17 protein-coding genes are annotated in these 22,318 nt (G+C 67.7%); 15 read left to right on the top strand and 2 right to left on the bottom strand.

What is annotated here, in order from left to right:
- Window positions 1–75 precede the first annotated feature (75 nt).
- The 8 genes from JE033_RS05850 (at window position 76) to infB (ending at window position 12,783) form a co-directional block, all read left to right on the top strand.
- Complete coding sequence (locus tag JE033_RS05850; protein ID WP_200330053.1) at window positions 76–384, top strand: hypothetical protein; 309 nt, start codon at window positions 76–78, stop codon at window positions 382–384.
- Window positions 381–2,465, top strand: coding sequence for an alpha/beta hydrolase (locus tag JE033_RS14900; RefSeq protein WP_200330051.1), 2,085 nt, complete (start codon window positions 381–383; stop codon window positions 2,463–2,465). Before JE033_RS05850 ends, JE033_RS14900 begins: the two co-directional genes overlap by 4 nt.
- A 95-nt stretch (window positions 2,466–2,560) precedes the next feature.
- Complete coding sequence (locus JE033_RS05840) at window positions 2,561–3,082, top strand: hypothetical protein (protein ID WP_200330049.1); 522 nt, start codon at window positions 2,561–2,563, stop codon at window positions 3,080–3,082.
- 93 nt (window positions 3,083–3,175) lie between these two features.
- Window positions 3,176–3,661, top strand: coding sequence for an inner membrane protein YiaA (gene yiaA / locus JE033_RS05835; protein WP_200330047.1), 486 nt, complete (start codon window positions 3,176–3,178; stop codon window positions 3,659–3,661).
- 24 nt (window positions 3,662–3,685) lie between these two features.
- The gene (locus JE033_RS05830) at window positions 3,686–8,338 is read left to right on the top strand and encodes an FtsK/SpoIIIE domain-containing protein (protein ID WP_200330045.1); all 4,653 of its coding nucleotides are present in this window, start codon (window positions 3,686–3,688) and stop codon (window positions 8,336–8,338) included.
- A gap of 109 nt (window positions 8,339–8,447) precedes the next feature.
- Window positions 8,448–9,443 (top strand): transcription termination factor NusA, encoded by a 996-nt coding sequence (gene nusA / locus JE033_RS05825; RefSeq protein WP_090146748.1) that lies wholly within the window; start codon window positions 8,448–8,450, stop codon window positions 9,441–9,443.
- A 256-nt stretch (window positions 9,444–9,699) separates the two neighbouring features.
- A complete protein-coding gene (locus JE033_RS05820; RefSeq protein ID WP_090146750.1) occupies window positions 9,700–9,957 on the top strand; it encodes a YlxR family protein in 258 nt (85 codons plus the stop codon).
- Window positions 9,958–10,032: 75 nt separating this feature from the next.
- Entirely contained in the window at window positions 10,033–12,783 is a 2,751-nt protein-coding gene (gene infB / locus JE033_RS05815; RefSeq protein WP_090146751.1) for a translation initiation factor IF-2, read from the top strand.
- A 359-nt stretch (window positions 12,784–13,142) separates the two neighbouring features.
- Here infB and JE033_RS05810 read toward each other — a convergent pair whose 3' ends face one another.
- Window positions 13,143–13,982, bottom strand: a complete 840-nt coding sequence (locus tag JE033_RS05810) for a DUF805 domain-containing protein (protein ID WP_200330043.1) — start codon at window positions 13,980–13,982, stop codon at window positions 13,143–13,145.
- Window positions 13,983–14,083: 101 nt separating this feature from the next.
- Between JE033_RS05810 and rbfA the strand changes: the two genes are divergently transcribed.
- Window positions 14,084–14,515, top strand: coding sequence for a 30S ribosome-binding factor RbfA (gene rbfA, locus JE033_RS05805; protein WP_200330041.1), 432 nt, complete (start codon window positions 14,084–14,086; stop codon window positions 14,513–14,515).
- Window positions 14,516–14,524: 9 nt separating this feature from the next.
- Here rbfA and JE033_RS05800 read toward each other — a convergent pair whose 3' ends face one another.
- Window positions 14,525–15,424: an A/G-specific adenine glycosylase gene (locus tag JE033_RS05800; protein WP_200330039.1), complete on the bottom strand. Its 900-nt coding sequence runs from the start codon at window positions 15,422–15,424 to the stop codon at window positions 14,525–14,527.
- 72 nt (window positions 15,425–15,496) lie between these two features.
- Between JE033_RS05800 and truB the strand changes: the two genes are divergently transcribed.
- From truB to JE033_RS05770, 6 genes are all read left to right on the top strand, one after another.
- Window positions 15,497–16,450 carry a tRNA pseudouridine(55) synthase TruB gene (gene truB, locus JE033_RS05795; protein ID WP_200330037.1) on the top strand — a complete coding sequence of 318 codons (954 nt, stop codon included), beginning with the start codon at window positions 15,497–15,499 and terminating at the stop codon, window positions 16,448–16,450.
- Window positions 16,447–16,803, top strand: a complete 357-nt coding sequence (locus JE033_RS05790) for a hypothetical protein (protein WP_090146761.1) — start codon at window positions 16,447–16,449, stop codon at window positions 16,801–16,803. The genes truB and JE033_RS05790 overlap by 4 nt, the downstream gene beginning before the upstream one ends.
- A gap of 166 nt (window positions 16,804–16,969) precedes the next feature.
- On the top strand, window positions 16,970–17,284 hold the full coding sequence (locus tag JE033_RS05785; protein ID WP_090146764.1) for a WhiB family transcriptional regulator: 315 nt from the start codon (window positions 16,970–16,972) through the stop codon (window positions 17,282–17,284).
- A gap of 58 nt (window positions 17,285–17,342) precedes the next feature.
- Window positions 17,343–20,408: a glycosyltransferase gene (locus tag JE033_RS05780; protein ID WP_234037321.1), complete on the top strand. Its 3,066-nt coding sequence runs from the start codon at window positions 17,343–17,345 to the stop codon at window positions 20,406–20,408.
- On the top strand, window positions 20,405–21,805 hold the full coding sequence (locus JE033_RS05775) for a DUF5719 family protein (RefSeq protein ID WP_200330035.1): 1,401 nt from the start codon (window positions 20,405–20,407) through the stop codon (window positions 21,803–21,805). The genes JE033_RS05780 and JE033_RS05775 overlap by 4 nt, the downstream gene beginning before the upstream one ends.
- 18 nt (window positions 21,806–21,823) lie before the next feature.
- Window positions 21,824–22,279: a metallopeptidase family protein gene (locus tag JE033_RS05770; RefSeq protein ID WP_200330033.1), complete on the top strand. Its 456-nt coding sequence runs from the start codon at window positions 21,824–21,826 to the stop codon at window positions 22,277–22,279.
- Window positions 22,280–22,318: the final 39 nt, after the last annotated feature.

The raw sequence follows: 22,318 nt of genomic DNA, 5'->3' as shown, positions 1-22,318 counted from the left end.
TCGTGCTCCGGTTCGGCCGGGGAGCAATGGCACGCTGCGGGTCGCGCCGAGTCTCTGTGAAACGAGGGAATGACTATGCCTGACGGTCTGAAGATCTCCGACGCGGTGCTCGAAGCGGCAGCCTCACATCTCGTCGCTGCATCGCGTGTGATGGTCGACGGAAACCAATCGTTGCCGGCCGGTGCTCCCGCGACGATCACGGGAGCCGGCGAAGAGATAGCGCGATTCATCACCGGACTCTCGACCGGCCGACTCGCCCTCGCTGACGCTGCGAAGACCGCGAGCACCGGGGTCGCCGGCATCATGAGCGACAGCTCTGATCTGGACGCGCGTCTGGCGAGCGCTCTCTACACCGGATTCGCCGTGAGGGGGACCGGGCGGTGACGATCTACGTTCCAGTCGACGGTGCGACGTTGCTCGAGGGCACGCCCGTAGTCGGGTCAGTCGACGAGATCAACGCGATCGGCCGATTCGCGCAGGATGTCGCCTCGGATGCGATGCAGTACGCCGCGGACGTGCAGAACGCTCAGTTCACCCTCGGATCGGAGAAGAGCACTGCCCTGGCCACCCTCAGCACGAAGATCAACGAATTCCTGCTCCCGGGCGCCAACACGGTATTCCGGGCGGCGAGCGATGCGAAGAGCGCGTTCGACGCGTACGCGTCGGAGGTGGACCGGATTCATGACAGCGCAGATCGAACACGGCAGGGTCTGGACGATGCTCTCTCTGAGATTCATCAGTGCACCGTCCAGATCGAGAGCATCGCTGCGGTGATTCGCGTCGAGACGCCGTATGAGTGGTCTGTTGGGGCACCAGGCGTGATGCCCCAACCCCAGCTCGGAAGTCAGGCGCGAGACCTCGACGTCGACCAGCGGGAACTCGCCGTGCAGCACCTCCATTCGATGCACGAGCACGAATGGATGCGCGCCGCATCGATCTGGCAAGCCGCACTCGTGAGCATCCAAGACGCGAGAACAGCGTGGGCCTCCCTCATCGAAGAGCGCCGGAGCGCCGAAGGCCGTCTGATCGATGCGCTCGACCAGACGGCGATCGGGCAGCTCCTGAACGTGAGTTCCGACAGTGCGGAGGCACGCAGGTTCACGATTGCGGTGACGATATCGGGTGAGCTGTGGGGCGTCAGCGAGGACGTTCCGGAGACGAGAAAGTCTCATCCGCTGCTGACGAAGCTCCTCGGCACCGAATCGGGCGAGCGCACATGGGATCACCCGCCCGATCCTGAAACCGTCGCGGCGACTTGGGCGGCACTGGAGCCGGTGGAACGCGAGCGCCTGATCGATGAGGTGCCATGGGTCGTCGGCAATCTTCCCGGTCTCCCCTACGGAGTGCGCGATGCGGCGAACCGCAAGATGGTGGAGTTCTACCAGCAGCACCCGCAGGCGATGACCCCCGAGCAATTGCAGCTGCTGGCCGATATTCGAGACATTCTGAAGCGTGAGGAGCGTGAGATGGCTGGCGCCCCAGACGGAGTAGCGGTCCCCCCTATCCAGGTCGTCTCACTGGATATGACGGGCGAAGTGCCGAGGGCTGCTGTCGGTTACGGAGACCTCGACACTGCGTCGCATACGACCTGGCAGGTCGCGGGCATGAACAGCGACGCGCACCTCGCGCTCGAGGGATGGGACGAGGCGAGCCGCAACCTGAATAGCGCGCAGGACCAGGTATCTGGATTGTCGGGTTCCAATGCTGCGGTGGCGTGGCTCGGGTACGACACCCCGAATTCTCCGGAGACGGGCGACTTGGGCGTGCTCGCCGTGGATGCTGCCAGGGCCGGAGCCCCGCGTTTCGCCGCAGAACTCGAGGGCGCGCAGGCCGCACGGAGTTTGGGTGAATCCGGAATCCCGGCGGTGAACGTGCTCGCGCACTCCTACGGCACCACGCTGGCGACGTTCGCGCTGACGCTGATCAGCGAGGATCATCCGGTCGATTCGCTCACGATGCTCGGCTCCGCAGGTCTCGACACCGAGAAGGTCCCCACGTACGAAGCGTTACGTGTCAAAGAAATCAGGGCGGGGCAACAGGCGATCTTCACGACGCACGCGTCAGGCGATCAGCTGGCGCCGATAGGAGCGGGCCTTCCCGGCCGTGGGCAGCCGAACCCGAATGCGCGCGATCCCCTCCATCTGTACCTGCAGAGCCCCGTGTACGGCGGCGGTCTCTCGTTCTCCTCCGAGGGCGATCCGAGTCAGAACCTGAAGGGAACCGACGGGCACTCCACGGTCGGCGAGGGCGATGTGCGAGGCCTGATAGGGATGTCCGCCTCTGAGGGACACGGGTATCTCGATCTACAAACTCAGTCCTTGGACACCGTCGCGAAGATCACCACCGGGCTCATCGATCCGGGTCTGTGGCAGTCATTCACCCGCACGGAGGAGATGTGCGTCGAGGCCATCAGCGGGATCGACGGCACCGTGACGCCTATCCGAGTGACGTGCGAGGCCGAATGATGAAGCGGAGGAATAGATCACAGTTGTTCATTGTCGTCGCGGCATCCGTCGCCGCGGCCACGATGCTGTCGAGTTGTATGCAGGAGGTGCCGATCGTGTCGAACGAACCCGGGAACCCGACGACGAACATGACGTTGGAGGAGCAGCGGGACTGGGTGGGCGAGCAGTTCGACGCCGCAATCGCCGCGAGCGGGGTCGCGGACGGGTGGTTCAAGTCGCGCCCCACGATTCCATGGTCCAAGGCTGCAATAGACCGCGACGGGGTCTTGAACATGTCGTTCCCTCGCGACTGCGGATTAGGGGGTCGATTGATCGTCTCGTTGAAGAACCTGAGCGCCGACGATCCCATTGCCGCCGCTGCAAAGGTGCGCGCGTTCTGGGAGTCGGAGGGCTGGGCGGTGTCGAATATTCGCTCGTACGAGTCGGATCCGTATTTCCGCGCTGATGGCGAGGACGGGGCGCAGATGGCCTTCCAGGCTTCGCCGGAAGGCATGTCCCTGGAGGTTGTTACCGCCTGCTCGGTGAACAACACGGTGACCAATTGGCAGCTCCATAGCGAGACGGAGCAGGACTCCGAGAAACAACTCGAACACCCGAACAGCGGTGCCGAAGAATGATCGGCTCGCTCGGAGCCGATCACTCGCATGGACTCGCCAAGCCCACCAACACCAGCGGCGGCATGGACGCTGCTGCAGGAAGGACCCTTCACCATGACTGATTCCCAGGACACCGCGCAGAAGCCCACGCCCGCCTTCATCGGCGCATCGTGGTTGGCGCTCATGATCGGAATGCTGACGTACCTGATCGGTCTGTTCAACGCGCGCATGGAGCTCAACGAGAAGGGCTACTACTTCACGGTCCTCGTGTTCGGGCTCTTTGCAGCGGTGTCATTGCAGAAAACCGTTCGGGATCGTGCGGAGAAGCTGCCGGTGACCAATCTGTATTACGGGATCGCGTGGTGCGCCGTGGCGCTCGCCCTCGGCCTGCTCGCGATCGGGCTCTGGAACGCGGGCAGCATGACACTCAGCGAGAAGGGCTTCTACGGAATCGGCTTCGCGATGAGCCTGTTCGCATCCGTCGCCGTGCAGAAGAACGTGCGCGACCTCGCTCGCTTCCGTGGCGAAACGTCAGAACCCGGCGGTGATGAGGATACGGATGCTCCCCTGTACCGCTTCCAGAGCGCGCCCGTGGAGTGAGCGGACGCTGCACGAACAACCCACATGAAGCTGAAACTCACCCTCGCCGTGCCGAACCTCGGTCTTCACGACGTGACGCTCTCATGCGATGTGACGGCAACGGTCGGCGACGCGGCAAGAGCGCTCCTCAGAGCCGGTGTCTCCGGAGACGGACGACTCGCTCGCGCCGCGCAGGCCCGTCGCATACCGGTCACCCTGCGGGGCAGAGCCGGAGCATCCGAACCCGTGCTGCTCCTCGACCCGATGTCACCGCTCGGCGCCTCCGGGCTGCAATCGGGGTGGATCATCGAAGCCGTTCCCGAGTTCGGCAATCGCAGCGCCGAACGACGGCTCATCGACGTCGCCGCATACCTCGAAGTACTGACCGGCGTGCATGCCGGAGCGACCTACAGTTTGATCGCCGGCACGAACGCGGTGGGCCGCGACCCCAGCTCCCGCGTGCACCTCACTGACGCGAGCGTGTCGCGACGGCACGCCCAGGTCGAAATCGTCGCCGGCCGTACGACGAGCATCGTCGTGCACGATCTCGGGTCCGCCAACGGCGTGCTGCTCGGCGGACCCGAAGGAGAGGCGATCACGGAGTGCCGTGTCGATCGACCCCGCGAAATCACCCTCGGAGACGTCACGGTGCGGATCACGCCGGGACCGCCCGTGCCCGACACCCCGGGCTTCTCGCACCGCGTCATGCACGTCCGCGCTCCGCGCGTGGCCGCGGTGTTTCCAGCATCGCAGCGCGAACTCCCCGCCCCGCCGCGCCCCGCGGAACGGAATCGAATCCCGATGCTCGCGATGCTGGCGCCGATGATGATGGGTGGCGCCATGTACCTCGTGACCCAATCACCCATGAGCCTCATGATGGTCGCGTTCTCCCCGCTCATGATGATCGGATCGTGGTTCGACACCCGCGCAGGAAGCAAACGCAAGCAGAAGCGCGATCTCGCGAGGTTCGTGGAATCACTCGCCCTCGATCGCGCTGAACTCACCGATCTGAGAACACGCGAAATCGAGGTTCGCGCCTCCGAGACCCCCACGCTCGCCGAGATCGCTGATGCGGTGCAGTACCGCTCGGGCCTGCTCTGGACGCGCAGACCGGAGCACCGATCCTTCCTCGAGGTTCGTTTCGGCGACGGTGAGCTTCCCAGTCGCACCGAGATCGTACTGCCCGCGCGAGGCGAGACCGACCTCGTGCAGTGGGAGGCGCTTCAGCGCGTCGAAGCGGAGTTCGCTCACGTCGCACCCGTCCCGCTGCTCGAGCGTTTCGAGCGGTGCGGGTCGATCGGCGTGGTGGGAGAACCGATCTGGGCGGAGGGCATCGCCCGGTCTCTCATCATGCAGCTCGCCGGCCTCCACTCTCCGTCCGAACTGGTGCTCGCCTGCTTCGCATCGGCGCATCACGCGGGCGAGTGGGAATGGTTGAAATGGCTTCCGCATATCGACACCGTCACCAGTCCGATCCCCTCCTGGCAGCTGGCCGATGATTCCGCCAGTTCGGCGCGACTCATCACTGCTCTCGAAGGGCAGCTCGAATCCAGGCGGCAGGCGACGAACCGCCGCCGTACCGTGCGGTCGCATCTCGAGGAAGAGACGCGCAACGACGAGGACTCCGGCGTTGCAGTCGGCGACCTTCCGGTAGTTCCAGCAGTGGTCGTGCTCGTGCTCGACGCCGGGCTCATCGATCCCTCCCGCATCATCGCACTCGCGGAAGACGGCCCTGATCACGGAATGCACCTCATCTGGGTGGCCCCCTCCACGGACCGACTCCCCGCAGCATGCCGCACCTTCGTCGAGCTCAGCACCGCCGAAGGCCGGGTCAGCTTCGTGCGAACGGGCACCTCGATCCAGCTCCAACGCCTTGCACCGATGGAATCGCTGCAGGCACTCGAACTGGCGAGGCGCCTCGCTCCGGTAGAAGATGTGAGCGCACGTGCTCTGGATGAAAGCGACCTCCCGAAGACGGTGCAGCTGAGGGACTTGCACGGCACCGACCTGCTGGGCGGGGCAGAGCCAGTGGTGCGCGCATGGCACCAGTCCGGCAGTGTGTCCCGGAACTGGAAAACCGGGGACGAGCGCGAACCGATCTCCCTCGCCGCCGTCATCGGTCATAGCCCCGACGGCCCCGCCGTGATCGACCTGCGCACGCACGGGCCGCACGCGCTCGTCGGAGGAACCACCGGCGCCGGGAAATCGGAGTTCCTGCAAACGTGGATCATGAGCATGGCCGCCACGATCAGCCCGGATCGGCTCACGTTCCTGTTCGTCGATTACAAGGGCGGCGCCGCCTTCGCGGAATGCGTCGACCTTCCGCACACGGTCGGGCTCGTCACCGACCTCAGCCCGCACCTGGTGCGCAGAGCGCTCGCGTCGCTGAAGGCGGAACTCCACCATCGAGAGGAACTGCTCGCCGCGCATGGCGCCAAGGATCTGATCACCATGGAGCGACGTTCGGATCCTGCGGCACCGCCAGTGCTCGTCATCGTGATCGACGAGTTCGCCGCGCTCGCCGCAGACGTTCCCGAATTCGTGGACGGCGTCATAGACGTGGCCCAGCGCGGCCGTTCGCTCGGGCTACACCTCGTGATGGCGACCCAGCGGCCCGCGGGGGTCATCACCGACAATCTGCGCGCCAATACGAATCTGCGCATCGCGCTGCGCATGGCAGACGAATCGGACAGTACCGACGTGCTCGGCGTCTCCGATGCGGCCTTCTTCGCCGCCGAAACTCCCGGCCGCGGCGCATTCAAGGTCGGCCCAGGGCGTATCGCCCACTTCCAGACGGGATACCTCGGAGGGCGAGCCGCACACAGCGCTCCGGGATCCCGTGTCGAGCTTCGATCGCTGGGCTTCACGGAGGGGGATCCGTGGAACATCCCACCGGAACCCCAGCTTGTACCGCGCCGTCGCGCGAAGCCTCCACGGGATATCGAACAGCTCCGCGACGGCATCGTGGCGGCGGCGGTGAAGACCGGGGTGGCCGCGCCGCGCCGCCCGTGGCTCGACGCGCTTCCCGTGTCACTCGGACTCCAGTCAGTCCGACAGCAGGCGAATGATCTGCTCCAAGACATCGACGATGCGCCGATCATCGGCCTGCGCGACGAGCCAGCTTCTCAAGCTCAGCGTCCGGTCGCGATCGACTTCGAAGAGACGGGAAACGTGGCCTTCATCGGCGCGAGCGGCACCGGAAAATCTACAGCGCTCATCACGCTCGCGGCCTCGCTGAGCACCCGTGCCGACGACTTCCCGGTGCAGCTCTACGCCATCGACGCGGGCGGGGGAGCGCTCAAGGCGCTCGACGTGCTGCCCACCGTCGGCGCTGTAGCCCCACTCGCGGACTCGGAGCTCACTGCGCGCATACTGCGACACGTGCTCGGCCTGATCGGAGAGCGCGGCTCCCGCTACGCCTCAGCGCGGGCTGCCGGCCTGCGGGCCTTCCGCCGCACGCCGAACGGGAGAGATGAATCGCGGATCGTGCTTCTGGTCGATGGTGTCGCCGCCTTCCGGCAGGCGACCGAGACTCTCGGAGGGCCCACCTTCCCGATGCAGATGCTGGGCGACATCATGTCCGCTGGACGCTCGGTCGGGGTGCATGTCGTGCTGACCAGCGACCGGCCCGCAGCCATCCCGGCCGCGATGGCGTCCGCGGTGCAGCAGCAGTTCGTGCTCCGCCTCGCGGGTACGCACGATTACCAGCAGCTCGGTGTGAGCGCAGACGCGCTCGAGGGTGCGTCTGCGGGCCGCGCACTGATGGTGCGGTCGGACGACGAGATCCAGATCGCCCGCATCGGAGACGGAGACGGCCTGGGTGCGCAGGCGCACGGGCTCGAACGGCTCGCCGAACAGCTCAGAAGACTCGGGGTGCCGGAGGCCCCGCCGATCCGCAACGCGCCGACGCACATCGCTCTCTCGGCGCTCAGCGAGGACGCCGGTGGGCGACCGGTGTACGGCATCAACACCGATGATTTCGCACCGATCGGGATGCCTGCCACCGGCCTCGGCGTCATCGCAGGGCCTCCGGGCTCCGGCCTTTCGACGGCGGCTCGCGTCTGCGTGCAGGCGCTCCGACGGTGGGCCGACGCGCACGGGGAGGCTGTCGAACGAGTGCTGCTGACCTTCGCTTCAGACGGACTCAGAATACGAGGGAACTGGGAGCAGATCGGGTTCGGTGAAGAGGAGGTGAAGGATCGAGCGCGAGCGCTGACGGTCGCACTCGGAGGAAGACCGGCGGCTCGTAGAGCCGCAGCGGGAGGAATCGGTGCCGGGATCATCGGCGGCACCCTCGGCGATGGGTCGGCCGGTCGGCCCGATCCTGTATTCGAGGAACCCGTGCCGGTCTTCCCGCCGCCGGGAAAGCGCGGAATCATCGTGATCGAACGGCCGGCCGATGCGGAGGGCACCGAAGCGCTCCCCGAACTCATCGCGCTCGCGAAGGCCGCGCGGCGCTCGGACGTGCTCGTGCTGTTCGAGTTCGAGCAGGGCAGCGGGAGTGCGATTTGGGATCTGTTCAGCGCACTCAAGCAGCCGAACTGGGGGCTCGCGCTCCAGCCCGACGGTTCCGAGGGTCAGTCGCCGTTTCGGGAGTCCCTGGGTCGGGTCAAGCGTGCGGACTTTCCTGTGGGCCGAGGGCTGGCGATCGAATCGGGTCGCGTGCAACCGGTGCACGTCGCGTTACCGGATGACTGACGTGCGGCACGCCACCCGAAACGAGGTGAGGCACGTGGGGTATCCTGAGTGGTCCGCCTGCGCGCGGACCATATTTGAATAGACATCTCAATACCACAGGAGGCCACTCGTGAAGATCGAACTCGTCACGCTGCGTCAGATCGAGCGTGAGAAGGAAATCCCCTTCGACGAACTGATCGAGATCATCGAGCAAGCGATTCAGTCGGCATACCTGCGCCATGCGGAGAACCAGAAGCTCCCCGTTCCCCGCGAGAGCGATGTGCGCGTGACCCTCGACCGGAAGAGCGGCGAGATCTCCGTGCTCATCCCCGAACTCGACGACGAGGGCCAGGTCATCGGCGAGTCGTACGTGACCACTGATGAATTCGGCCGAGTCGCCTCGAGCGCTGCCAAGCAGGTCATCAATCAGCGTCTGCGCGACCTCACCGACGACGCAGTGCTCGGCACCTTCAAAGACAAGGAGGGCCAGATCGTCTCCGGTGTCGTGCAGCAGGGACCGAACCCTCGCATGGTGCACATCGACCTGGGCGAACTCGAGGCGATCCTCCCGCCAGAGGAGCAGATCCCCGGTGAGAGCTACGCGCACGGCACACGTCTGCGCGTGTACGTCACCAGCGTTTCGAAGGGCACAAAGGGGCCGCAGGTCATCGTCTCCCGCACCCACCCCGGACTCGTGCGCAAGCTTTTCGAACGGGAAGTGCCCGAGCTCGCCGAGGGGCTCGTCGAGATCGTGTCGCTGGCCCGCGAAGCCGGTCACCGCACCAAGGTGGCAGTCCGCGCGAAGCAGGCAGGAATCAACGCCAAGGGCACGTGCATCGGCGAACTCGGCAGCCGCGTGCGCGCCGTGATGAGCGAGCTCGGAGAAGAGAAGATCGACATCGTCGACTACTCGCCCGCGCTGCCGGCATTCGTCGCCAACGCGCTGTCGCCGGCGAAGGTGACCGACGTGTTCATGCTGAACGAATCGCTGAAGCAGGTGCGTGCGCTCGTTCCCGATTTCCAGCTCTCGCTCGCGATCGGCAAGGAAGGTCAGAACGCCCGCCTCGCCGCGAAGCTGACGGGCGCGAAGATCGACATCCAGCCGGATTCCATCATGAACGACTGAAACGGGATGTCGATCTTCGCGCATTCCGTGGAGTGGCGGAGCCCGACATGGAATGTCTGGATCTCAGACATCCAGTCGGCGCGGATCGCTTGGGCGGAAACGGGTCAGCGTTTCCGCGCGAGCCGCGGCGGGGCACTGCCCCGCATCATGAACGACTGACGCACGCGATTGATCGTGAGCGTCTGAGGCTCCCAGATGCGGCTTCGCCTGAGAGCGGCGCCGCATCTGGGAGAGCAGAAAGTAGGAAGCTGGTAAGATGGTTCCGGTTCGGACCTGTGTCGCGTGTCGCAAACGCGCCCCGCGCACAGAGATGCTGCGGGTGGTGGTGCGCGAAGGTCGACTTCTGGTCGACGATCGCGCGGTGCTTCCGGGGCGAGGAGCGTGGGTGCACCCCGTGTTCCAGTGTCTGGATCGTGCGGTGACGCGAGGAATCCTCCTCCGTGCACTGCGAGTGTCGGGGAAACCCGACGTAAGTCCCTTAGAGAACAGGCTGAAAACACTCATGGACAACTAATGAGCGGCTCACAATGAAGCCCGTCGGCTAATTAATGGTTCTCGCCTGTCTGGCGTGAACCCAGACAGGAGAAAAGTGGCAAACCCACGCGTACACGAGATCGCTGCGGAGATCGGTGTCGATAGCAAGGTCGTTCTGGCCAAGCTCAAAGATATGGGCGAGTTCGTCAAGGCGTCCTCGTCAAGCATTGCGCCCCCGGTGGCGCGCAAGGTCAAGGCTGCCCTCGAGGCAGACGGTGTGACCAAGGCCCAGGGTGACGGCGATGCGGCTGCGAAGCCCGCCGCCAAGAAGGCTGCCGGCGCCCCGAAGCCGGGCCCGAAGCCCGCCCCGAAGCCGGAGCCCGAGGCTCCTGCCCCGGCCGAGGCCGCCCCGGCGCAGCCGGCGGCAGAACCCGCATCCCCGGCTGCAGAAGCGCTGGCCGAGATGAAGCCGGGCGGGCAGAAGCCCGGTGCGGCGAAGTCCGCTGACGGGAAGCCGGGTGCGGCAAAGCCCGCCTCCGGGTCGAAGCCGGGTGGCCCCAAGCCGGGTGGCCCGCGTCCGGGCAACAACCCGTTCGCGTCCAGCCAGGGCATGGGCATCCCCCGTCCCCCGCGCCCGGGCAACAACCCGTTCGCCCCGAATCAGGGCATGGGTCGTCCCGGTGCCGGCGGTGCCGGGCGCCCGAACCCCGGAAACATTCCGCGCCCCGCTCCGCGCCCTCAGGGCGGCGGCGCAGGCGGCCCCGGCGGTCGTGCAGGCGGCCCCGGTCGTCCCGGCGGCGGTCGTCCCGGTGGCGGCGGTGGCGGTTTCAACCGTCCAGGCGGCGGCGGTGGCGCTCCCGGTGCAGGCGGCTTCGGCGCGCCGCGCCCGGCAGGCGGCTTCGCCGGCCGTGGCCGCGGCGGCCGCGGTGCAGGCACCGCTGGTGCGTTCGGCCGTGGCGGCTCCAAGAGCAAGGCGCGCAAGTCGAAGCGGGCGAAGCGGCAAGAGTTCGAGATGCGGGAGGCCCCGTCGCTCGGCGGTGTCAGCGTTCCCCGCGGTAACGGCAACACGCCGGTTCGTCTGCGTCGCGGTGCATCGCTCTCCGACTTCGCGGACAAGATCGACACGAATGCCTCGAACCTCATCACCGTCCTCTTCCACCTGGGAGAGATGGCAACGGCGACGGAGTCGCTCGATGAGGCCACGTTCCAGATCCTCGGTGACGAACTGGGGTACAAGATCCAGATCGTCTCTCCCGAGGACGAGGATCGCGAACTCCTCGAAGGGTTCGACATCGACATCGATGCCGAGCTCGAAGAAGAGGGCGACGACGTGCTGCAGGCTCGTCCGCCGGTCGTCACCGTCATGGGTCACGTCGATCACGGTAAGACCCGCCTGCTCGATGCGATCCGCAAGGCAGACGTCGGTGGCGGCGAGGCCGGTGGCATCACGCAGCACATCGGTGCGTACCAGGTGCACACCGAGCACGATGGCATCGAGCGCGCGCTGACCTTCATCGATACTCCGGGCCACGAGGCGTTCACCGCCATGCGTGCCCGTGGTGCGCAGGTCACCGACATCGCGATCCTCGTGGTCGCAGCTGACGACGGCATCATGCCGCAGACGATCGAGGCGTTGAACCACGCGCAGTCGGCGAACGTGCCGATCGTGGTCGCGGTCAACAAGATCGACAAGGAAGGCGCGAACCCGGAGAAGGTGCGTCAGCAGCTCACCGAGTTCGGTCTGCTCTCCGAAGAGTGGGGCGGCGACGTCATGTTCGTCGACGTGTCGGCGAAGAACAACGTCGGCATCAACGACCTGCTCGATGCGGTACTGCTCACGGCTGACGCAGGTCTGGACCTGCGTGCGAACCCGAACAAGGACGCACGCGGTGTCGCGATCGAGGCGAAGCTCGACAAGGGCCGCGGATCCGTCGCGACCGTGCTCATCCAGTCGGGTACGTTGCGCGTCGGTGACGCGATCGTCGCGGGTACGGCCTACGGCCGTGTTCGTGCGATGAGCGATGAGAACGGCGATCCCGTGCTCGAAGCCGTTCCCTCGCGTCCGGTGCAGGTGCAGGGTCTCTCGAGCGTTCCGCGCGCGGGTGACAACTTCATCGTCACCTCCGAGGATCGCACCGCCCGTCAGATCGCCGAGAAGCGCGAGGCTGCAGAGCGCAACGCGATGCTCGCCAAGGCACGCAAGCGCATCAGCCTCGAAGAGTTCACGAAGGCGCTCGAGGATGGCAAGGTCGAGTCGCTCAACCTCATCATCAAGGGTGACGTGTCGGGTGCCGTCGAGGCGCTCGAGGAATCGCTCATGAAGATCGAGGTCGACGATTCGGTCCAGCTCCGCATCCTGCACCGCGGTGTCGGTGCGATCACCGAGTCGGACGTGGATCTCGCCACGATCGACAACGCGATCGTCATCGGCTTCAACGTGCGCCCCGATGTCAAGGCTCGCGAGCGCGCAGCGCGCGAGGGCATCGACATCCGGTTCTACAACGTCATCTACAACGCGCTCGATGACATCGAGAACTCGCTCACGGGCATGCTCAAGCCGGAGTACGAAGAGGTCCGTTCGGGTGTCGCCGAGATCCGCGAGGTGTTCCGCTCCTCGAAGGTCGGCAACATCGCCGGTGTCATCGTGCGCAGTGGCACCATCACGCGCAACGCGAAGGCTCGCGTCATCCGCGAGGGCGTCGTCATCGCCGATGGCCTGGCCATCGAGTCGCTGCGTCGTTTCAAGGATGACGTCACCGAGGTGAAGACGGACTACGAGGCCGGTATCGGTCTCGGCAAGTTCAACGACATCCAGATCGGTGACGAGATCGAGACGACCGAGATGGTGGAGAAGCCGCGCGGCTAACACGCGGTGCTCGCCTGACAGGGGCGGGGAGGATCAGCTTCGGTTGATCCGCCCCGCCCCTGTTGCGTGCGCAGAACATGTTCTCGGCCCATGGGAGGAGCCCAGGCCGTCATGCTCCTCCTGGGGGCGGAGCGTCGCCGTGCAGGAGATCCGCGCTCGTGCGGGCCGGTTGCTGCAATCGGGCCCGGGGGAGCGCGGATCCCCTGCTCGAGCGATGAGCTACTGCTCGAGCGCGGCTATCCTGCTGAAGCGCGGATCTCCTGCGTGAGCCCGAGTACGGGGCCGCGCGTCAGCGAGCAGGTACGACGAAGGCCCGCGCCGCCGAAGCGGGCGCGGGCCTTCGAGACGGCCGCGAGCAGTTACACGCGGTCGAAGCGCCGACCCAGCGGGCTGGGCGGCAAGACCATGAAGACGAGCACGACCAGGCCGCCGACGTAGGGGATGAAGCTCAAGAAGTAGAACGGGCCGGCGAAGTTCGCATCGTGGAAGCGGCGCCAGCTGATGGCGATGCTCGGCACGAGCAAGGCGAGCCCGATCACGATGAGGAGCCCGAGGCCGACGAAGAGGAGCGTGAGCCCCAGGCCCGCCGCTGGCGCGACGGCGGCCGAACCGTATCCGTCGCCGAAGCCGTCGTCGTACGTGGAGGAATTGTCGCTCGCGACCGCGAGCATCACGACGCCGATGATGTAGAGCGCCAGCGGAATGAGCGTGACCAGGAAGCTGAACAGTGCGACCCACCAGTACTCGCTCCGGGATGCGCGCCCGCTGAAGCCGGCGTAATTCTTGAGGAAGCGGCGGATCGCCTGGCCGAAGGTCGCCCCGTAGAGCGGGCGACTGAGATCTTCAGGGTCGGTCGCGCCGTTGAACGGCTCGCCCGGGCCCGGGACGCCAGTCATGCCGGCTGCGTAGGCCGGAGCCGAGGCGTAGTGCGGCTGGGGCTGATTGGGGTACAGGGAGGCTGCGGGCGGGGCGTAGGGCGCCTGCGGCTGTTCGGGCTGCTGCGGGGCCTGGTACTGCGGTGCTCCGTACTGCGGCTGCTCGGGCTGCTGCGGCTGCTCGTACTGGGGGGCCTGGTACTGCGGAGGCGCGGTGTTCGGGGGTGTCGGCTGGTCGTCGGTCGGCGCGGAGCCCGGCACGGACTTGCCCGTATCGTGGCTCTCGGGCTGTTCCGGGTTCTCGGGGGTGGGCGGGTACGTCATGAAGACGCCTCCTCAACTGTTCGTCGCGTACGTCTGACTGCATCCATCGTAGGGGCATGCGTACGCATCGCCTGAGAGAAATCCGGCGGTAGTCTGGGTGCATGAGCAATCCACGGGCGGGAAAAGTCGCCGAGCGCATCCAGCAGATCATCGCACGGCGCCTCGAGAAGGGGCTCCGTGATCCGCGCCTCGGCTTCGTGACGATCACCGATGTGCGTGTCACGGGCGATCTGCAGCAGGCGAGCGTGTTCTACACGGTGTACGGCGACGAGCAGGAGCAGGTGGACACGGCGGCCGCGTTGAAGGCGGCGACGGGAATGCTGCGCACCGAGGTCGGCAAGCAGCTCGGCACGCGGTTGACCCCGGTGCTCGAGTTCATTCACGACGAACTCCCCGAAAGCGCCCAGCATCTCAACGAGCTTCTCGCGGAGGCCAAGCGACGGGACGATGAAGCCGCGGCGCTCGCAGCTCAGGCGCAGTACGCGGGTGAAGAGGACCCGTATGTGAAGCCGCGCGAGGACGACGACCGCTAGGGGCACTCCCTAGGGCAGGCGCGCCTTCCCGTCGAGCTCGATGACGAGGCCGTCGGCGAGGAGCGAGTCGTACGCGCGACGCGGTTGCTCCGGATCGCGGACGCCTCCCTCGGCTGCAGCGTCGAGCGCGGTCTCGCGGTCGACGGACGTGCTCGAGCGACGCAGCAGCGCCATGATCCGGCCCCGCACCTGGCGGTCGCTTCCGTCGAACTTCGCCTGCCTCGGTCGTTTCTCAGGTGCGTTGTCGGGGTAGCCGGCGCCTCGCCACTCGCACCATGCGGCCACGGGGCACTCGCCGCATCGCGGAGCCCGAGCGGTGCACACCGTTGCGCCGAGCTCCATCGCTGCCGCGTTGAACACGGCGGCCGACTCGCGAGACTCGGGCAGGAGCGCTTCCATATCGATGAGGTCGCCCGGTGCAGGCATGCCGGCGGCTGCACGGCCGTGCACGAGCCGCGCGATCACGCGCCTGGTATTGGTATCGACGACCGGGTGGCGTTCACCGTACGCGAAGGCGGCGACCGCGCGCGCGGTGTACGGGCCGATGCCGGTGAGCGCCAGCAGGTCGTCGACGTTCGACGGCACCGCATCGCCGTGCTGCTCGCTGATCTCGACGGCGGCACGATGCAGCCAGAGCGCGCGCCTGGGATACCCCAGGCGATCCCACGCCCGTACGGCTTCGCCCGGCTCGTCGGCGGCGAGCGCAGAGGGTGTCGGCCAGCGTTCGATCCAGGCGACCCAGCGGGGGAGCACGCGCTCCACCTGGGTCTGCTGCAGCATGAACTCGGAGACGAGGATCGCCCAGGGCGTCACGTCGGCGCCCCGCCAGGGCAGGTCTCGCGCTGCGCGCGCGAACCAGGCGCTCAGCGCCGCCGCGATCTCGGAGGCGACGTCTTCGGTCGGCTTCATCGGCTCCAGTGTAGGCCGCCTCTCGGATGCGGGGCGGCGGGAGGGCGCTGCCGCCGCCGGTAGGCTGAACGGGTGACGAACGACCCAGCCATTCTGCCCGCGCAGGGCGCCATTCTGCTCGTGGACAAGGCGGAGGGCTGGACGAGCCATGACGTCGTCGCGAAGTCTCGGCGTGCGCTCGGCACACGCAAGGTGGGGCACGCCGGCACCCTCGATCCCATGGCGACGGGCCTCCTCGTGCTGGGTGCGGGGCCGTCGACGCGCTTGCTGACGCATCTCGTCGGGCTCGACAAGACCTACCTCACGACGATTCGACTCGGGTACGCGACTGTGACCGATGATCGCGAGGGCGAGCGGATCAGCACCGCGGATGCGGGAGCCATGGGCGAGGTGACGCCCGAGCGCATCAGCGCCGCGGCGGCGGAGCTGACGGGGGACATCCTGCAGGCGCCGAGTGCAGTGAGCGCCATCAAGGTGAACGGGCAGCGCGCCTATGACCGGGTGCGCGCCGGCGAGGCGGTCGAATTGCAGCAGCGACCGGTCACCGTGCACGCCTTCGAACTGGGAGAAGCTCGTCACGGGGTCGACGACACCGGGGCGCCTGTCATCGACATCGACGCGACGGTACGGTGCTCGACCGGCACCTACATCCGAGCCCTCGCGCGGGATCTCGGAAAGGCACTCGGGGTCGGCGGTCATCTGACGATGCTGCGTCGCACGCGCGTCGGCCCGTTCGATGTCGCGGACGCTGTCGGCACGGAGGCGCTCGCGCAGGGCGGCGCACTGCCGCTCCTCGCTCCGACGTCGGTGGCCGCGTCGCTGTTCCCGCGCCTGGATCTCGGTGCTGAGCAGACGATCGACCTCGGCAACGGCAAGAAACTCGAGGTGGATCCCGCCGTCGTCCCCGACGCCTCCATCGCGGCGGCCGTGGGGCCCGATGAGCGTCTCGTGGGTCTGGTGCAGGTGAAGCGCGGTCGAGTGCGCGCCGTCACGAACTTCCCGGTGGAGACGGGAGGCGCTCCATGATCGCCTGGTACGGCGTCGCGGTCATCGTCGTCGCTCTCGCCGCCGCGGTGCTCTGCCTGGTGGAGGCGCTGCGCCGACGCGCGCCGAACGATTTCACGATGGGCGCCACGCTCCTCGTCGCTCTGGCGTTGATCGCGCAGGTCGTCGTGGCGATCGCGGCACCCGCCGCCGGCAACGCGCCCGCGGGGGATCCACTCGAGTTCTGGATGTATCTCATCGTCGCGCTGATGCTTCCGCTGGGGGCAGGATTCTGGGCCCTGGTCGATCGCACGCGCTGGGCGAACCTGGTGCTCGCCGTCGTGCATCTCTCGGTCGGCGTGATGACGTACCGGATGCTGGTGATCTGGGGCTGACCTCGGATGGCGGTTTCGCGTACAGTTGCGACTCGCTGGCGTGTCCTCCACCCTCAATGCGTGATTGAGGGTTTAGAATCCTCAGCTTGACTTGAGGGAATCACAACGGTGTAATTATGTGAGCGCGGTTGCGAGCACGAGCCGCTGAAGTCGAGGAAGGGACGGGATGTTGAGCGACACTTCGCACACGCCGGTACCCGGCAACTGGTTCGTGGACCCGGTCTTCCTCGGCACTCCCGGGATCCGGCGCGATGACGAAGAGGCACTGTCCTGGCAGACGGACGCCCTGTGCGCGCAGACCGACCCCGAGGCGTTCTTCCCCGAGAAAGGCGGATCGACGCGCGAAGCGAAGCGAATCTGCGAGGGCTGCGAAGTCCGGTCGGAGTGCCTCGAGTACGCGCTCGAGAACGACGAGCGCTTCGGCATCTGGGGCGGTCTCTCGGAGCGCGAGCGCCGCAAGCTCCGCCGAGAAGCGATCTGATCAGCGCCCGGCATGGCTCCGGGGCGCGCACATGATCCGCGCCTAGACTTGCCGAGTGATGCGCACCCGAGTAACCGCCATCCTGGTCGCCCAGCGGGGCGGCGATTGGCTCGACCAGACGATAGCCGGCATCGCCGGGCAAACGCTCGCGCCCGCGAACATCATCGCGGTCAACAACGGCGGCTCTGACGACGTTCGAGAGCAGTTGCTTGCGAGCCGCGCGGACCGCGTGGTCGGCCTCCCGTCGCGGCTGCCGTTCGGCGAGGCGGTCGCGCGCGCCGTGGAAGCAATGGCTCCGGCCTCCGATGAGGGCAATGCCGGCGTACGAGCGGACGCCCCCCTCACCCGGCAGGGGGAGGGGCAGCCGAAACTGCTGCCGGGGACGGCTCCGGATGAGTGGATCTGGCTGCTCAGCGAGGATTCGTGCCCCGAACCTGCAGCGCTCGAGCGGATCGTCAGCAGCGTGCAGCGCTCGCCATCGGTGGTCGTCGCCGGGCCGAAGCTGGTCGACTGGGATCATCCCGACCGCATCATCGAACTCGGCCAGAGTCTCACTCGATACGGCTCGCGGTGGACCCTCCGCCGCCAGGAGCTCGACCAGCAGCAGTACGACCACATGCAAGACGTGCTCGGCGTCGGACCCGTCGGCATGCTCGTGCGCCGCGACGTCTGGGACGAGCTCGGCGGCTTCGACCCCGCCCTTCCCGTGTACGACGACGGCCTGGATTTCTGCGTGCGCGCCCGCCTCGCCGGTCATCGCGTCGAGGTGGCCCCCGCGTCGCGCGTGCGATTCGCCCAGAGCGGTGTGGCAGGCCCGCGCATCGATCGCAGGCGCTCCGTGCTCCGTCACGCGCACCGCCAGGCGCGCACCGCGCATCTGCACCGCCGGATCGCCTACGCCTCGCCCGTCGTCGCGTTTCTCACCTGGTTGTGCCTGCCGGTATACGCGCTGCTGCGGGTGCTGTGGGCGTTGATCCGCGAGCAGCCAGGGTACATGGTCGGCGAGTTCGTGGCGGCCTTCGCCGTCTTCTTCCGACCGCACGCGATCCTCGCCTCCCGTCGCCGCATCGCAGCGCACTCGTCGGCAGGCTGGTCGGCCGTGCGGCAGCTGCGCATCGACCCGAAGAGCGTGCGCACCGCGCGCATGATCGACCGTGAAGCGATCCTCGCGTCCTCCGGGCGGCAGCGACGCGAGATGCACTTCATCTCGATGGGCGGGCTCGCAGTCCTCTCCGCGGCGGCGGTCGCCGCCGTCGTGCTGATGTGGTGGGCGTTCCCGCAGACGAGCCTCTTCGGGGGCGGTCTCGCTCCGCTGAGCCCGCTCGACCAGCTCTGGGCGAATACGCGCCCGATCGATGGGATTCCAGCCGATCCGTTCACCTGGGTGCTCGCGCTGATCGGGACGCTGACGTTCTGGAACCCGTCGCACGCGGTCGTGCTGCTGATGATCGTCTCGATCCCGCTCACAGCGCTCGGCGCTTGGATCTGGGCGGCTCAGCTCACCGAGTCGAAAGCGGGGCGAGCCCTCCTGAGTCTCGGGTTCGCGCTGAGCCCCGTGCTCCTGGGATCCATCGAAGCCGGCCGGCTGCAGACCCTCGTCCTCGCCGTCGTGCTCCCGTGGCTGCTGCTCGCGGCCTCCCGCTGCCGGGAGTCGTGGAGCTGGGCCGGAACGGCGTCACTGCTCGCCGCAGCCGCGCTGGCCTCCGCGCCGATCCTCATTCCCGCAGCGGTGATCATGCTGATTCTGGGGCTGTTCACGACCCTGCGCGGCGTCGCCCGCGTGCTGACGACCGCTCTCGTGCCGGCCATCCTCTTCGCGCCGAAGTTCTTCGCGAGCATCGTCTCGGGGCGCCCCCTCGACGTGCTCCTCGATCCGGGCATCAACTCTCCCTTCCAGCCGGGCACGACCTGGCATCTGCTGATCGGCTACCCCGAGTTCGGGCTCGAGGGCTGGGCCGGCATTCTCGACGGCATCGGCCTCGGCGGGCCTCCGGCCACGCTGCTCATCGGAGTACTGATGCTCCCGCTCGCGCTGCTCGCCCTGCTGGGCCTGTTCACCGGGCGCGTCGCCGTGACGCTGCTGCACTCGGCGCTCGGCGCGCTCGGGCTCGCGACGGCCGTCGCGGCAGGGCAGCTGCAGCTCACCGCGGCAGGAGGCTCGAGCATCGCTGTCTGGACGGGCTCCGGGCTCGCGCTGTACTGGATCGCGCTCCTCGGACTCGCAGCGGTCGGCGCGGCCGCACTGCGGCGCGGCGCGACTCCGGTCGTCGCCGTCGCTCTCGCCGCTGCGATCATCGCGGTGCTCCCGGTCTCAGCGCAGCTCGTGCTGAATCGCGTGCCCTTCGCTCCGGCGAGCTCCCAGATGCCGGCGCTGGTGCAGGCCGCGGGGGAGACGGACCCCGGAGTACGCACCCTCGTGATCACCGCGGAGGGCGATCATGCCGTCCGCGCCGAGCTCGTGACCGGGAGCGGCCTGCGTCTCGACGAGATCCGCACCGCGCTGACCACGCCGGAGGAGCGGGAAGCCGACCGCCAGGTCGCCGAACTCGTCGCAGGTCTCGCGAGCGTCGGCGGGCGCGACGTGACCGAAGCGCTGCAATCAGCGGGTGTCGGCTTCGTGCTGCTGCCCGTCGGCGGAGACGACGCGGAGCGCTCGGAGCTGCAGCGGGTGTTCGATCAGCATCAGGCGCTCGCGAACGCCGGACTCACCGATCAAGGACTGCTCTGGCGCGTTCAGCAGGCGCCGGGCCAGGATGCCGAAGTCGGCGACTCCGCAACTCGATTGGGAGGCACCTCGCTGAGCGGCACGACCGTCTGGGCGGTGCAGCTCGCGGTGCTGTTCGGCGTGATCCTGCTCGCGCTTCCCACCGCCGAAGTGACCTGGCGGCCCGAGAAGCGCAGGCGCCCATCGCGCCGGAAGAACCGCGCCACTCGTGCACGTTCGACCGCGGCGACCGAGGCGACCGCGCCCGTCGCGCCTGCCGACTCGCGGGCTGACACGGCCGACGCGCAGACGGACCCTGCGGAGCCCACAGCGGAGCCGACAGCGGAGCCGGCAGTGGACCGGACCGCTGATGCGCCCGGCGAGCGGACGACCGACGAGACGAACGGAGACGGACGATGACCGATCGTTCACGGCTACTGCGCGGCGGCGCCCGGGCGGTCACCGGTCTGCTGGTGACGGCGGCGGCCGTCGGCGGCGTCGTGCTCATGGGCAATGTTCCGCTGCCGTCGGTGGTGCACGAACCGCTCGCACTCACGGTCGATACGACGCAGGACACGGCGCGCACGCTTGCGTGCGCCGGGTCCTTCTCCGAACTCGGCGCCGACCCTGCGCGGCCGGGAGTCGCGATCCCCGTCGGCGAAGCCACGACCGCGGTATCCGGAGAAGCATCGGGCACTGCGACGCTCGCGCGCGGTGAGGGAACTGGCCTTCCGAGTGTCGTCTTCGCGCCGATGTCGCAGCCGCTCGCCGCGGCGCAGTTCCAGGCGATCGACACCGAGAATCTGCGGGGCGCAGCGGCGAGCAGCTGCGCGGAACCGAGCAATGAGCAGTGGATCATGGGCGGCGCTTCGTCGCTCGGCTTCTCGACGACGCTGAGTCTCGGGAACCCGGGCACGGTGCCGGCGACGGTTTCGATCGCCGTGTACGACGAGAACGGCGCAGTCGACTCGGTGCAGACGGCCGGAGTGATCGTCGCTCCAGGCACCCAGCAAACGGTGTCGCTCAACGGGTACGCGCCCGATCGCGAGCGGCTCGCCGTGCGCGTCGTGAGCACGGGAGCTCCGGTCACCGCGCACGTCGGGGTGGCGCAGAGCTCGGGCATCACCCCGTTCGGCGTCTCCGGGGCGACACCGCAGGTCGAACCGTCCACTTCGCTCGTCATCCCGGCGATCGAGAATGCGGACGGAGACGACCGCGGCCCGAACGATTCGGGTGAGGGGGACGCGTTCCCGTTCATCGTCCGCGCGCTCGCCCCGGGGGAGCTCGCCGGCACTGCATCAGTGCGCGTGCTCGACAAGAATGGGAAGAGCACCGAGGTCGGCGAGATCGAACTGGCGCCGAACGCGGTCGGAGAGCTGAGTGTCGGGACGCTGCCGGACGGTGCGAACGCGCTCGTCATCGACGCCGACGTTCCCATCATCGCGGGCGCTGCCGGTTCAGCCGACGATGCTGACACCCGGGAGCACGACTTCGAGTGGTTCGCTCCGGCTCCCGTCATCGCCGCCGACGCCGAGGTCGCCGCGCCCGTCGTGGCCGGTGGGCGTCTGGTCGTCGTGAATCCGGCGGACACTGAAGCAGAGATCACCATCGCGCGCGCGGATGGCAAGGGCAAGGACACGACCGAGACCGTCCGGCCGGGCGCAGCGGTCGTGCTGGATGCTCCGGCGAACGCCATCCTCACGAGTTCGGCCCCCGTCCATGCAGGCGTGCGGTACGTGTCCGATTCCGCGATCGCCGGGTACCCGATCCTCGCACCCGATCCGCGGGACGGCACGCTGACGGTCTACCCGCGCTAGCCGACGTAGACTGTGGGCATGTTCGGTCGTCGTCGTGCTCCTTCTCGGGATGCTCCCGCAATGCCGTCGAGGGCGCGGGCGTCGCGGCACGGGCGGCGTCCGATCCGATCCTCGCTCACGGGCCCGGCGCTCCCCGATCCCGAGGGTCGCTTCCGACGCTTCGAGGCCGATGCCCGCGCTGCCATCGCAGTCGTGCAGGGGTATCTCCCGGATGAGTTGCACGGGGTGCGATTCGGCTTCCAGACCGCGCCTACGAGCGATGGCGAGAGCCAGCTCCCGCTGCTCTACATGATCGACCGGCCGTCGAAGAGCATCGTGCTCTATCGGATGCCCATCCAGCGCGCGAAGACGCTGCACGTCGACGACGCCGAGCACCGGCGCGCGTTCCTCGAGTACTGCGTGTATCGCGCCGTCTGCGAGTATCTCGGCGCGGATCCGTGGGACTTGATTCCCGGTCGTTTCGAGCACTACTGACGTCGCCGCCATCGGTACGCCGAACCTCGCCACGAGGGC

It is taken from the genome of Leucobacter sp. L43 (assembly GCF_016597785.1).
Taxonomy (GTDB): domain Bacteria; phylum Actinomycetota; class Actinomycetes; order Actinomycetales; family Microbacteriaceae; genus Leucobacter; species Leucobacter alluvii.
Note: the sequence above shows the minus strand (reverse complement) of the source record. Positions and strands in the feature narration are given on the sequence as shown.